This window comes from Bernardetia aquimarina, from assembly GCF_042180575.1.
GTDB lineage: Bacteria > Bacteroidota > Bacteroidia > Cytophagales > Bernardetiaceae > Bernardetia.
In genome coordinates this window covers 352,412-365,022 of record NZ_CP170094.1, presented here as the reverse complement: position 1 = coordinate 365,022, position 12,611 = coordinate 352,412, and the positions used below count along the sequence as shown (strand labels likewise).

10 protein-coding genes are annotated in these 12,611 nt (G+C 31.4%); 2 read left to right on the top strand and 8 right to left on the bottom strand.

Going from position 1 to position 12,611, the window contains the following annotated elements:
* Window positions 1-30 precede the first annotated feature (30 nt).
* The 7 genes from ACE193_RS01445 to ACE193_RS01415 form a co-directional block, all read right to left on the bottom strand.
* Entirely contained in the window at window positions 31-453 is a 423-nt protein-coding gene (locus ACE193_RS01445) for a hypothetical protein (RefSeq protein ID WP_375561245.1), read from the bottom strand.
* Window positions 454-479: 26 nt separating this feature from the next.
* Complete coding sequence (locus ACE193_RS01440; RefSeq protein WP_375561244.1) at window positions 480-1,772, bottom strand: TRAP transporter large permease subunit; 1,293 nt, start codon at window positions 1,770-1,772, stop codon at window positions 480-482.
* 54 nt (window positions 1,773-1,826) lie between these two features.
* A complete protein-coding gene (locus tag ACE193_RS01435) occupies window positions 1,827-3,611 on the bottom strand; it encodes a hypothetical protein (RefSeq protein ID WP_375561243.1) in 1,785 nt (594 codons plus the stop codon).
* 201 nt (window positions 3,612-3,812) lie between these two features.
* Window positions 3,813-3,956, bottom strand: a complete 144-nt coding sequence (locus ACE193_RS01430) for a hypothetical protein (protein ID WP_375561242.1) — start codon at window positions 3,954-3,956, stop codon at window positions 3,813-3,815.
* Between the two features lie 33 nt (window positions 3,957-3,989).
* Entirely contained in the window at window positions 3,990-4,664 is a 675-nt protein-coding gene (locus tag ACE193_RS01425) for a tetratricopeptide repeat protein (RefSeq protein WP_375561241.1), read from the bottom strand.
* Window positions 4,665-4,880: 216 nt separating this feature from the next.
* Window positions 4,881-5,339, bottom strand: coding sequence for a sterol desaturase family protein (locus tag ACE193_RS01420; RefSeq protein ID WP_375561240.1), 459 nt, complete (start codon window positions 5,337-5,339; stop codon window positions 4,881-4,883).
* 445 nt (window positions 5,340-5,784) lie between these two features.
* On the bottom strand, window positions 5,785-8,457 hold the full coding sequence (locus ACE193_RS01415) for a putative LPS assembly protein LptD (protein ID WP_375561239.1): 2,673 nt from the start codon (window positions 8,455-8,457) through the stop codon (window positions 5,785-5,787).
* Between the two features lie 863 nt (window positions 8,458-9,320).
* Between ACE193_RS01415 and fabG the strand changes: the two genes are divergently transcribed.
* Together fabG and hemN are read left to right on the top strand one after the other, a co-directional pair.
* Entirely contained in the window at window positions 9,321-10,067 is a 747-nt protein-coding gene (gene fabG, locus ACE193_RS01410) for a 3-oxoacyl-[acyl-carrier-protein] reductase (protein WP_375561238.1), read from the top strand.
* A gap of 243 nt (window positions 10,068-10,310) precedes the next feature.
* Entirely contained in the window at window positions 10,311-11,678 is a 1,368-nt protein-coding gene (gene hemN, locus ACE193_RS01405) for an oxygen-independent coproporphyrinogen III oxidase (protein WP_375561237.1), read from the top strand.
* Window positions 11,679-11,724: 46 nt separating this feature from the next.
* On the opposite strand, the gene ACE193_RS01400 is transcribed toward hemN, so the two are convergent.
* The gene (locus ACE193_RS01400; protein ID WP_375561236.1) at window positions 11,725-12,594 is read right to left on the bottom strand and encodes an inositol monophosphatase family protein; all 870 of its coding nucleotides are present in this window, start codon (window positions 12,592-12,594) and stop codon (window positions 11,725-11,727) included.
* Window positions 12,595-12,611 lie beyond the last annotated feature (17 nt).

Here is a 12,611-nt window from a genome sequence, read left to right as displayed (position 1 = left end):
GAGTTCTTTTATTTTGGTAAGGAAGTGATTTTATTTAAAAAAAGAATAATAGATAAACATCCCTAGTATTTCAAGCAAAAAAACACTAAATATCAATATCATTGAAACTCCAATTGATTTGAAATAAGACCTTAGACTTTGAATGGTTTTCTGTAAAGTTGCTTCATCCGAACTTAAAAGGCATTCTTTACTTTTTTTTGAAAACTTGAATAAATAAATCAGAGGAACAAAGGAAAATAATGATAAAACCCAATAGAAAAAAACTCTACCAATAGAGGTTTGTCGATTTATTACTAATACAATTGCACCAAAAAAAATTGCACTTGTAGCTATTAGTCCCAGTATTGCTATAAACTTTGTCCAAAAACTGATACTTTTTAAAAGTTCTTTTGACTGACTATTCATTCCAAAATGAGAGGGTTCTTCAAATACATTTCTATCTAAATTTTCCATAGTTATAATTGAATGATTTTTGAGTTTTAAAAGAATCTAACGATTTGAGGAAATAAAATAATCAACGTCATCAAAAAAAGTTGGATAATGATGAATGGAATAATTCCACGGTACAAATGTCTTGTTTTGATTTCTGGAGGAGCAACACCTTTGAGATAAAATAATGAAAAACCAAAAGGAGGAGTAAGAAAAGAAGTTTGAAGATTCATCGAAACCAAAATGGCAATCCAAACCAAATCCATTCCGTAGGCTGCAAAAATAGGCGTTACGACAGGCATAAAAATAAAGACAATTTCTATAAAATCAATAAAAAATCCTGCTATAAAAACTAAAATCATCACTAAAGCCAAAAATCCATAAGGGCTAAGATTCGAACTTTCAATCAAATCTATCAAGATTTTATCGCCACCCATTCCACGAAAAACAAGACCAAAAGCTGTTGCTCCTACCAAAATAATAAAGACCATGCAGGTCAGGTACATCGTTTCTTTATTGACTTCTTTTATAATTTTGAGATTCAATTTTCCTTCAAAAGCTGTCAGAATAGTTGCGACAAGTGCGCCTACTCCAGCAGCTTCGGTAGGTGAGGCAATTCCAGAAAAAATAGAACCCAAAACAGACAAAATCAAAACCATTGGCAAAACAAACGCCTTAAAAAGTAACCCAAAAGTGAGTTTGTCATTAAATTCTTTTAGTTCTTCCTTCGAAATAGCAGGGGCAAATTTTGGGTTTTTCCACGCTGTAAAAAAGATATAAAGAATATACAGAGTTACTAACAAAATACTCGGTACAATTGCACCGATAAACAAATCGCCTACCGAAACATTCATTACACTTCCTAAAAGAACCAAAACTACACTTGGGGGAATAATTTGTCCTAAAGTTCCTGCGCTGGCTATCGTTCCTGTTGCAAGTTCGGGTTTGTAACCTCGTTTTAGCATCGTTGGAAGGCTCAAAAGCCCCATCGTTACGACAGTTGCACCCACTACGCCAGTAGAAGCAGCCAAAAGCGCACCCACAATTACAACAGCAATCGCAAGTCCACCACGCAGCCGACCCAAAAGCAAAGCCATTGTTTCTAAAAGTCGTTCTGCAATTCCTGATTTTTCAAGCATTACACCCATATAGACAAACAAGGGAACAGAAATCAAAACAAAATTTGTCATTGTTCCATAAATGCGAAGAGGCAGTAAATTGAAAAAATCCCAACCAAAAAGATAAATTCCAAACACAACTGCTACTCCTCCCAGCGTAAAAGAAACAGGATAACCTTTGAGAAGCAACACAAAAAGACAAGCGAAAAGTAGTAAGACGAGCATATAAAGTTTGGAATTTATTTTTTCTAAAATCTTACGCTAAAGCGTAGGCTATATTTATACAATAATACATTTCCCTTCTTTCACATCTTTTTCTACTTTTTTGTATTTGGTGTTTTCTATTATTTTTCCATTTTTATATCTGACTGTTACTTTGTCATTTCTTTTGTAATCAATATCATCTTTTTGATAAAAATTAGAAGGTATTTCTTGTTTTTCACTCGGTTCTTCTAATTCCTCTTTGTTTAGTAACCCTGAAAATAGGTCTTTTACTTCTTCAAAGCTATCGTTACCTAAAGAATCTTCCATCATTTTCTTATGATGTTCTTTTAATTTTTCTTCTTCCTCTTCTGTATTGGGAAGAAAAAACTCTTTTTGTTCTTTTAATCTATCAATCATTTCATAAACAGACATAGTAACATCTATTTTTTTGCTTTGTAGAGTAGAATAAAATGGCTCTTCCAGTTCTTGCAAAATATTTTCTGTGCTATTTAAGAAATTATTTACCAAACCTGCTTTATCTAGATCAAGGACTTTTTCACGCAACTCTTTTCCTTGAATAGCTTGTATGGAAAAAGTTAAATACTCTATTGTATGATGGTCTAGTATGGCTTTTTTTTGCTTGTTTTCAATAAAAAAGTCAGCTAGAGTTTCATAAAAATCTAATACTTCTTTTCTTCTATTTGGCTCATTTAAAGCAACCTGTGCTGGAATGCTTATTAAGCCTACTCTCCCTGAATATTCATTATTTTCTTCTTTTATAAAATCAAAAATGCCTTCAAAATCATCTTTGAAAAATTTATAAAAAATAAGTGCTATGTAAGAAGGTTCTAAATAAAAATCAAACCAAAATTCAAGAAAACTTTTATCTTGTCTGAATATATTGAGCATTTTGTTTACACTATCCTTAGCTTCTAAAGTGGACAGAAAAGTAAGTGCATAATAAGGTAAATTATAATTTGTTTGTTCTGCTTCATAAAAAGACTTTTTTCTCATCTGAATATCTTCCAAAATCATTTCTAAATCTTGAATGAAAGTTTCTTTAGGAAGACCTAAAAACATATCAACTTTTTCTTTTGTGAGGTTTTGGTTATAAGCTTCGTAGAGTTGGTTTGTTTCTTCATGATTGAAAGTAGGCTTTTCTGATTCTTCATTTTCTTTTACAGAACTCGTATTGGTGGGTTTTATGCTTATAATACTTCCTATACTTTTACCTAATCCTGCCATTCTAGTTTTTATAAGAATCCTAGAATATTGAGATTTGATAGCAGAAAGTTTTTGTTTTATGCTGTCATATTCTGTTGCTAAGACTTCTAAAAGATTCCAAACTTCTTTTATTTTTTTATCTTCTTCTTTGAGAGCTAAATAATTTAGATAACCAGCATAAAATGCTGTTATTTCTGAATCATGAAATAGTGTTTTTTTGGGAAAAAAATCTTGAATAGTATCTGTATCCCCAAATATAGCATCTAGCTCTTCTATATTTTCTTTATCGATATAGTAGTTAATCAAACTTATTTTAGCAAACGAATAGCTAGGGAATTTTTTGAGTGTTACTTTAATGACTTCAAGTTCTTTATCACTTTTTCCTTGCAAACGATAGAGGTTAGTCAAGTAATTGTAGAATGTATTGACATGAGAATGTCTTTGAATATAGTTTTTTATTTCTTTTACTCCTTCTTTTTTGTTTTTTTGCATAAGCATACGAGCCTTCGCCAAATCTCTTTCTATTTGAGGGGTCATGGAGAAAGAAAGAGTAATCTCTTCCGTAATATTTAGTTCTTCTACTTCTTTTTCCCTTTTTTCTGTCAAAGAAGATTTTGCTTTTGATGAAAATTTCATTTTATAGTTAGTTAGTTTTTTTGAAAAATTGATTTTATTTTGAAGTAAATTTTATTTTACGATTTCGCATTTTCCAGCTTTGACATCTTTTTCTACTTTTTTGTATTTGGTATTCTTCTATGATTTTTCCGTCTTCATATCTGACTGTTACTTTGTCGTTGCGTGAATATTGAGGCTTGTCTGTTTTTGGGTCATAATGATTTAGAAGAGAATAAAATTGATTAAATCTTCAATAAACGACTCACGAGGAAGAGCCAATCCTTCATCTATTTTTTCTTTAGGCAATTCTTCTGAATAATTTATAAGTTCGGCTACGAAGTTGTGATTGTAGGTAGGTAACGACATTTTTTAGATTGTTTTCTAATGATAATTAAATAATTATTTTTCTTTATCTTCTTTCAAATAAATAATTGGAGCATTTTCTTGTTTTGCTTTTTCTTCTGCTGCTAACATAATATCAACTCGCTGCAAAAGAATTTTTAGATTTGGTAATTCAGCTTTTATAGTAGGGAAATGAGGGGCTACATTATCTAGCATATCAAAAATGCGTGTCATTTTTTTTCTATCTCTTTTTGTTTCTAAGTATTCCACAAAGGCACTATAAAAGCCCATAAATTCATCTACATGAAAATTTTCTTTTTTGGGAGCAACATCTTTAATAGAATCTACATTTTCGAAATAAGCATCTAACGCCTCTTTATTTTCTGTTTTTAAATAAAAAGAAATCAAATTGAGCTGAGCATGAAAATAAGTAGGAAACTTTTTGATAAGCGTTTTGATAACAGGAAGTACTTTATCAAATTGATTATTGTCTTCATACGCAACACTCAAATAATTGTAAAAAGTAGGAACATGAGGATATTTATTAATCAAAACCTTTAATTGATAAGGTGTTATTTTTCCTTTCAGTAAATTTCTATTTGCAGTATCTAAGTCTTTATGCAACTTATCAGTAAGTTTGTAGTGTGCAGTAGGATCTTCTGTAATAATTATTTTTATTTTCTCACTTGCATCTTCTGAAATAGATATATTTAATTCCTTTGATCTAGCCATTTTTATTTTATTTGAAATTATTGTCAGAGTTATTTTAGATTACCAAAAAACTACTGACAAAGTTTTTATGAACATGCCCTGTTTTTTGATAGAATAGGTAAATTTATCAATTTCAAAATTAATTACGAAAAAATATTTTCAAAATGCCATTTAGGAACAGAGATTAAATAAGATACTAACTCAAAAAATGAAACCCACAAATTTATTCGTGGGTTTTTACTTATTTTTATCATATTTTTTTGGCGCATATAAAAACCCGAATGCTTCTGAATCATCTTTTTTATGCGAACGATGATGAACACCATGCGCTCTTACGATGCGTTTTAGATAAGAATTTTTTATCTTAATTTTTAGAAATGGAATTCTATTATGGGTCAGAATATCATGAAAAACAGCATACATTATTCCATAAAGTGCAATTCCTGCTCCTAAAGCTAATAAAAGATTCCATTCTGGGTATTCAATTCCTACAATAATCATAGTCATAGATTGAATCGAAAAAACAACTGCAAAAACATCATTGATTTCTAAGGCATGGTTGTGATGAGTGTGATGAGATTTGTGCAAAAACCACAAAAAACCGTGCATAATATATTTGTGTGTAAACCAAGCTACACCTTCCATACAAAAAGCTGTAAGAATACTAATAAGAATAATCTGCCAAATAGATAACATGGGATAAAGTATGAAGTATGAAGTCAGACCTGCAAAAGCAGCGAAGCTAATTCAGAAGTGAAAATAAAATACAAAGCAACGTCAAAAATCTGAACATCTGATTTATTTGTAAGAAAAAAATACTGTATCCTACTTTTTTTGTAAGGTATGATTAGTTAAGGATGAGATTAATAAGATTTAAAATACAGATAATACAAAATACTATCTGAATAAGTCAATTTAAACGAGGTATTTTTAGCTACGCTGACTTCCAGTTCATTCTCTGTGTTCTCTGTAACTCTGTGTTTAATAAAAAAGTAGGGTACAGTAAGAAAAAAAGATACACCTTTTGTGGCACATAACTTTTGATTTAAAAATAAGGTTTTGAATAATTTCAGATTTTGTGTTCTTTATAATTTTTCATTGCATTCACTTCTGACTTCTAAAATCTGATTTTTTACTTTATTTATCTTCTATCTCTCCAATTATTTCTACGATTGAGTTTCAAGTCTTGTAATAAGCTAGATTTTACACGTAAGTCTAGAGAATAACCACGACGAAAACCTACGGGTGTCCAACTTACACGAAGCTCCCAACAATGCAAATCTCTATGGATATTAAAAGTAGCATCTGAAAACTCATTTAATTCCAAATCATAACTGGCTGTATAACCTACTTTCCATTTAGGAGTAACACTTACATCTCCATTGAAAGATAAATTCTGACTTGCATTTCCTTCTATCAAACCTGTACGAGTATAATTCCAGTTATAATTTACGCTTATCGTCCAAGGAACATCAAAATCTACATACAAATCTCTATTTTGATTGATAAAATCTAAGTCGGCTTGAGAAATAGCTTGACTACTTGCTTCTTCTTCATTATCACTAGCAAAACCATCAGCTGATAAGGATGTGTTTAGAGATATTCCTAGTGTACTCAATGTACCTAATCCTCCTCCTTCTTGCCAAGCAAATCTATCAAATTTTCTTTGTGTAACTACCACGTTGGTTACAGAATCTCTTGTAATTGCTTCATACGTATAGGGGTCAATAGAACTTCTAACATTGATACCAATTTTATTTTTGAATAATGAAGTTCTTAAATTAACACTGATATTACTCAAATTAAAAGAATCAGCAGCTAGATTATAAGCAGTAGAAAAATCAAAACTATCTAGGAGTTTTCTTTTTTCATCTTTTCCTTCCTTTGTTTCTACTTTTGCTTCCAAGGTATTACGAAGTGAAAACGAAACTGTTCCAGACTCTCCAGATGATGGTGATCCATAGACACCACTCATACGTGCAATACGCTGTGTTCTTCCATCTTCACTGACTTGTACTTCTTGATAAAAACCAAAACGAGGGTCACTAAAATCAGGTTGATAGCTTAGTGAGATTGTTGGAATCATAGTATGGCGCAATGCCTTGAATTTCGGACTTTTAAATAAAAAAGTAGAATAAAAAGTAGTCGTAAAATCAACAGAAGCATTATAAGAATAAAATTGTGAAAGTCCTTGGTTGGTAGTAGTTCTGACCGTATCTTTTTGTATCCATTCATACGAATTGCTACTCCCATAGATAACTTGACTAAAATTTGCATTAGGATTCATTTTGAAATAACGCAAAAAAGTAACAGAACTAGAAAGAGGAATAGCATGCTTTAATCCCCATTGCAAATTCTCCAAAATTTCAGGTAGATTATCCATATCAAAAGTAAGTGTATCAGATGCTCGCTGTTGGTCAGAAGGAATTTTGAAATTTCCTTTTATATTATTTGTAAGAAGATTAGATATTTTTGCTTGTCCATCCAAACGATAAGAAAAACCCAGTTGAGCCAATGGGGATTGAGAATTCTTAATGAATTTTCGGAGTGGAAAAATACGATTCATACTTAGGTTGGCTTGTGGCGAAACGTCAGTAATTTTTGACTGTAAATTCTGATTATGACGAAGACTTCCCGAAAATATAAAAGGTGTTCCTGTAAAAGTTTTACTATAATTAATACCTGAATTGACAGAAGCCTGTGTATAATCATTTGGATTGAATGAATTTCGTGTATTAAACTGGGTAGTCATGACATTGACATTGGCAGAAAAAGAAGATGAACCTCTTGATTTTGGATTGTGTGACCACTGAAGACGAAAATCATTATTTGTGTCTTCATTAATTCCCCTTTCTTGCGCTCTAATCGTATTCATTCTAAAATCAAAATTTCCAGTATAATAATAACGTTTTGAATAACGACTACGCACAGAAGCACCATAAACACCCTTTGAATATGCTTCTCCCAAAAATGTAAGGTCAATATGGTCGCTTATCGCCCAATAATAACCACCATCTCTTAAATAAAAACCACGTTCTTGTGTTTCTCCATAACTAGGAATAATAATCCCTGAGCTACGAGTTTTTGGAATAGGTAAAAGTCCAAACGGAAAGCCAACAGGAGTAGGAATATCCATTATTTCTAGCTGAAAAGGACCTGTAATAATTTGCTTTTTTTCTATTACCTTTAATTTTTTCGAACGAATACGAAAGTGAGGATGTGCAGTATTTGTACAGGTGGTATAAGAGCCTTCAAGCCCATTAAAATTACCTTCAGCATCACGTTTGCCTTTTTCTAAGAGTAAAAAACCTTCTCCTTCTTTTTTTACAATTTCAGTTACGATAGCTTTTTCACTTACAAAATTATATCTAATTTTTTTGGCTTTATATTCCTCATCTCCTTGCTTAAAAATAGGAGTTTCGGATAATTTTCCTAAAGAATCTGTGAGTCCTATGGCTGTCAATTCATTGGTATTCCAGTCTAAAGTAATATTGTCTGATTTTAGATTGATATTCGTATAATCAATTTCAGATTTGGTGTAGAGAGTAATTTTTTGAGTTTTGAAATCATATTTTATCGAATCAGTAGCTGAATATTTTACAATATCCGTAAAATCACCACTTGCATTAGGGCGATTTGTAGTATCACTTTCTTCTAAGTTTATAGAATCAAGAGCAGCTTGAGTTTCCAATTCATTGAGCTTATTTAAGCTATCCAACGAAATAGTAAGAGGTTTTATATCCTGACCATAAGATAATGAGCCAAAAAATAAGGCAAAAAAGCAACAGAAAATAAATAAAATTCTAAAACGCATAAAACTATAATAAAATAATTACGAATTACGACCTGCAAAAGCAGCGAAGCTAATTAAAAATCACGAATTTAATTCGTTCATAATGAAGAGTTTGTAATTTTAAACTTTTCATTTGATTTAATTTTTGTTTATAATTCAGAAGAAAATAGAGTAATTTCTTTTGTTAGTGTGAGCTAGTCTAAATTTAGCTCTGTAAAAATACATCAAAAAGACGGTGCAAAGGTAGCAAATGCAACGGTTTTACTCTATTTTAACTGCAATTTAATAGTATTTAATGCTTAGAAAATTTCTGCTTTCGTTTTTTTACACAAAAAAGTCTTTTATTCGCTTTCTTTATGAAAAAAACAAACTCAAAGACTCGCTGAAAAATACTGAAAAATGAAAAGAGAGAATACAGGCTATCAGTTTTGTATATTTTAGTATGTACAGCAATTTTTACTTTAGTCTCATTACTTTAGCAGTAGATGTTTTTTAATTATTGTTGGTGGAGACACCGAAAATGGCAAAAACACGTATCATACTTTTTACAACACTACCGAATTTTTACATGCTAACTTCGATTTTAATGAAAGTCGTGAGGAGTTTTCTGTACAAAATGTAAAAATAATAACACTTTTCGTATCTTTTGGAGTAAAAATTACGGTTTTAGCTTATACTTTTCTCAAAAATACAAATTTTCAAAATTCTTCTGTTTCATCTTAAATTTTATCGTATTTTTGAAAATCTAAACAAGAAATTTATTTATTCACAATTTATAAAGTATGATATAGATAGCTATGAAATGACTTTCAGTTGTATTTATCTTCTGATACTTTTATTTCATAGATTTTACTTTATATTTCATACTTCTAACTTTATTAAAAATGGGATTACTTTCAGGAAAAAATGTACTCATCACAGGTGCATCTCGTGGCATAGGTAGAGCAATGGCAGAGCGTTTTGCAGAAGAAGGTGCAAACGTTGGTTTTACATATCTTTCTAGCATAGAAAAAGGTGAGGCATTACAAAAAGAACTTTCAGAAAAAGGAACAACTATAAAAGGCTATCGTTCGGATGCGTCTGATTTTAAAGCTGCTGAAGAGTTAGTAGCTGATTTTGTAAAAGACTTTGGTTCGCTTGATGTTTTAGTAAATAATGCAGGAATTACTAGAGATAATTTGTTGATGCGAATGAGTGAAGACCAATGGGACGAGGTAATGAGAGTAAATTTGAAATCTGTTTTTAACTTAGTAAAGGCTTCTACACGTACATTTTTAAAGCAAAAACAAGGTTCTATTATCAATGTAACTTCAGTAGTTGGAATAAAAGGAAATGCAGGACAGGCAAATTATGCAGCTTCGAAAGCTGGAATTATTGGTTTTACAAAATCGATTGCCTTAGAGTTAGGTTCAAGAAATATTCGTTGTAATGCCATTGCACCTGGTTTTATTGAAACTGAAATGACAGAGCAATTAGACGAAAAAATGATTGCTGAATGGAAAAGTGCAATTCCGTTGCGTCGTGCAGGTTCTTCAAAAGAAGTGGCAGATGTTACAGTTTTCTTAGCTTCGGATTATTCGAAGTATGTCACAGGACAAGTTCTTCAAGTGGATGGTGGAATGCTGACTTAATATTATTTAGACCTTGTTTAAAAACTCATTCATTTTTTCACTAGATAAAATAAAAATTTAAACAAGGTCTTAATTACCTACTCCAAGAGATAACACTTAACAATGTTAATCAGACCTAGTCATAAAATCTCCTCAGAGGCATCAAATCACATCTTTTTTCCTAACAAAAGTCATTTTTTAAGCCTAAAAAGTAGCCGTTATTTGTAAGTATAAATTTATCTATCACTTACAATTCACAAAAAAATGAATAGTTTGCTTCAAAAATACAATGTTGCTAGTCCACGCTATACCAGTTACCCAACTGTTCCATATTGGGAAAATACAGAACATAGTTTAGAAAACTGGCAAAATGCCCTCAAAAATGCCTTTTGGACAAGTGGACGAGAAGTAAGTATTTATATTCATTTGCCCTACTGTGAAAGTTTGTGTACATATTGTGGTTGTACAACTCGCATTACAACCAATCACAATGTAGAAGAACCCTATATTGATTTGATAGAAAAAGAATGGAATCTATATCTAAAAACTCTTCCACAAAAACCAATTTTGAGAGAGTTGCATTTAGGAGGAGGAACACCTACTTTTTTCTCTCCAAAAAATCTTACTCGTTTAATTACCATTTTCAAATCTTCTTGTGATATTCCTAATGATACAGAATGGGGTTTTGAAGGACATCCCAATAATACAACAAGAGAACATTTAAAGACCTTAAAAGAGTTAGGATTTAATCGTGTTAGTTTTGGAATACAGGATTTTGATGAAAATGTACAGAAAATTATTAATCGTATTCAGCCGTATCAAAAAGTAGTAGAATGCGTTGCAACTGCTAGAGAATTAGGTTTTGAATCAATTAATTTTGATTTAGTATATGGTTTGCCGTTGCAAAATACGGAAACTATCCACGATACTATTCAAAAAACATTAGAATTACGTCCTTCTCGTTTGGCTTTTTATGGTTATGCTCATGTACCTTGGCTCAAACCTTCACAAAAAAAATTAGAGTCTTTTTTACCTTCTGCTGACGAAAAAGCAAATTTGTATGCGATTGGTAAAAAAATATTGACAGATGAAGGCTACATTGATATTGGAATGGATCATTTTGCGCTGCCTACCGATTCACTTTTGAAGGCTTCTAAAAACGGAAGTTTGCACCGTAACTTTATGGGTTATACCACTCAATCGACGAGTTTGTCTATTGGCTTGGGTGTAAGTGCTATTAGTGATACATGGACGGCATTTAATCAAAATGAAAAAAACCTCAAAGTTTATAAAGAGAAAGTAGAAAACAATGAATTTCCATTTTTGAGAGGGCATTATCTCACAAAAGAAGACTTAGTTATCCGTCAGCATATTTTGGATTTGATGTGTAGGTACGAAACTTCTTGGAATGAAGAACAATTCTATGAATTTGGTTTTGGGATTAATTTTGATCTTTTAGAAACACTAAAACAAGATGGTTTGGTAGAATGGAAAGGTAATCACTTGAAAATTACAGAGAAAGGAAAGCCTTATGTAAGAAATGTTTGTATGGCTTTCGATGTTCGACTTTGGAATGAAAAATTAAATAAAGAAAAATTAGAAAATAAGCAGATGTTTAGCAAGATTGCTTAGTAAAATTTGTAGGACAAAGGATTGTCTTTGTCCTACAAATTTTTATTTATTTCTTCAAAAAGACCTCTTTTACCAGTTTTAAAATTTGTGGATGAACATTTGTGGCTGCAATAATTTGTTTTCCAAAAATATAATTATCTACGATTTCATTTCCTTCAAAATCACTTACAATTCCTCCAGCTTCTTTTACGATAAGTGCACCTGCTGCTACATCCCAAGCATTCAAGTTATATTCAAAATACCCCTCAAAACGTCCTGCTGCAACAAAAGACAAATCTACTGCTGCCGAACCTAACCTTCTAAGTCCGTGTGCTGCTTTCATCATCGTTCCCATCATAAAGAGATAATCTTCTATTCTATCAAAATCTTCATACGGAAACCCTGTTGCTATCAAAGACTTACCTAGTTGATTTTCTCCTGAAACCATTATTTTTTTTCCGTTTAATGTTGCACCTCCATTTTGATGAGCAGCAAAACATTCTTTACGGTTTACTTCATAGACAATGCCTACTAAAAGTTCAGTTTTTATTTTTTCTTCTACCTTTTTAGTATGAGCAAGTGCAATACTTATAGAATAGACAGGAATTCCATGTACAAAATTTGTTGTTCCATCTAGTGGGTCAATTATCCAGTTAAAGCCTTCTTCTTTTGGTGTTCCAGTTCCTTCTTCTGCAATAATTCCAGCTTGAGGTAAGAGTTCTCTAAGACGTTGGACTATTTTTTTTTCAGCTTCTTTATCGACATAAGAAACCAAACTATTAAAACTTTTAACTTCAATGTCGTCTTTATCAAAATCTTGAGCTTCCTTATAAATAAATTTGGCTACTTTTTCGGATAATAAACCTACTTCTTTTCTTAAAAAAGGTAAATCTAATGTGGTTGTATCTGTGAGGGAAGAATCTGATTTAGATAGCATGTTTTTTTTGATTAGTG

Bases quoted from the DNA above. Each gene is read 5' to 3' on its own strand.
- ACE193_RS01445 (WP_375561245.1), bottom strand. From the start codon at position 453: ATGGAAAATTTAGATAGAAATGTATTTGAAGAACCCTCTCATTTTGGA.
- ACE193_RS01440 (WP_375561244.1), bottom strand. From the start codon at position 1,772: ATGCTCGTCTTACTACTTTTCGCTTGTCTTTTTGTGTTGCTTCTCAAA.
- ACE193_RS01435 (WP_375561243.1), bottom strand. From the start codon at position 3,611: ATGAAATTTTCATCAAAAGCAAAATCTTCTTTGACAGAAAAAAGGGAA.
- ACE193_RS01430 (WP_375561242.1), bottom strand. From the start codon at position 3,956: ATGTCGTTACCTACCTACAATCACAACTTCGTAGCCGAACTTATAAAT.
- ACE193_RS01425 (WP_375561241.1), bottom strand. From the start codon at position 4,664: ATGGCTAGATCAAAGGAATTAAATATATCTATTTCAGAAGATGCAAGT.
- ACE193_RS01420 (WP_375561240.1), bottom strand. From the start codon at position 5,339: ATGTTATCTATTTGGCAGATTATTCTTATTAGTATTCTTACAGCTTTT.
- ACE193_RS01415 (WP_375561239.1), bottom strand. From the start codon at position 8,457: ATGCGTTTTAGAATTTTATTTATTTTCTGTTGCTTTTTTGCCTTATTT.
- fabG (WP_375561238.1), top strand. From the start codon at position 9,321: ATGGGATTACTTTCAGGAAAAAATGTACTCATCACAGGTGCATCTCGT.
- hemN (WP_375561237.1), top strand. From the start codon at position 10,311: ATGAATAGTTTGCTTCAAAAATACAATGTTGCTAGTCCACGCTATACC.
- ACE193_RS01400 (WP_375561236.1), bottom strand. From the start codon at position 12,594: ATGCTATCTAAATCAGATTCTTCCCTCACAGATACAACCACATTAGAT.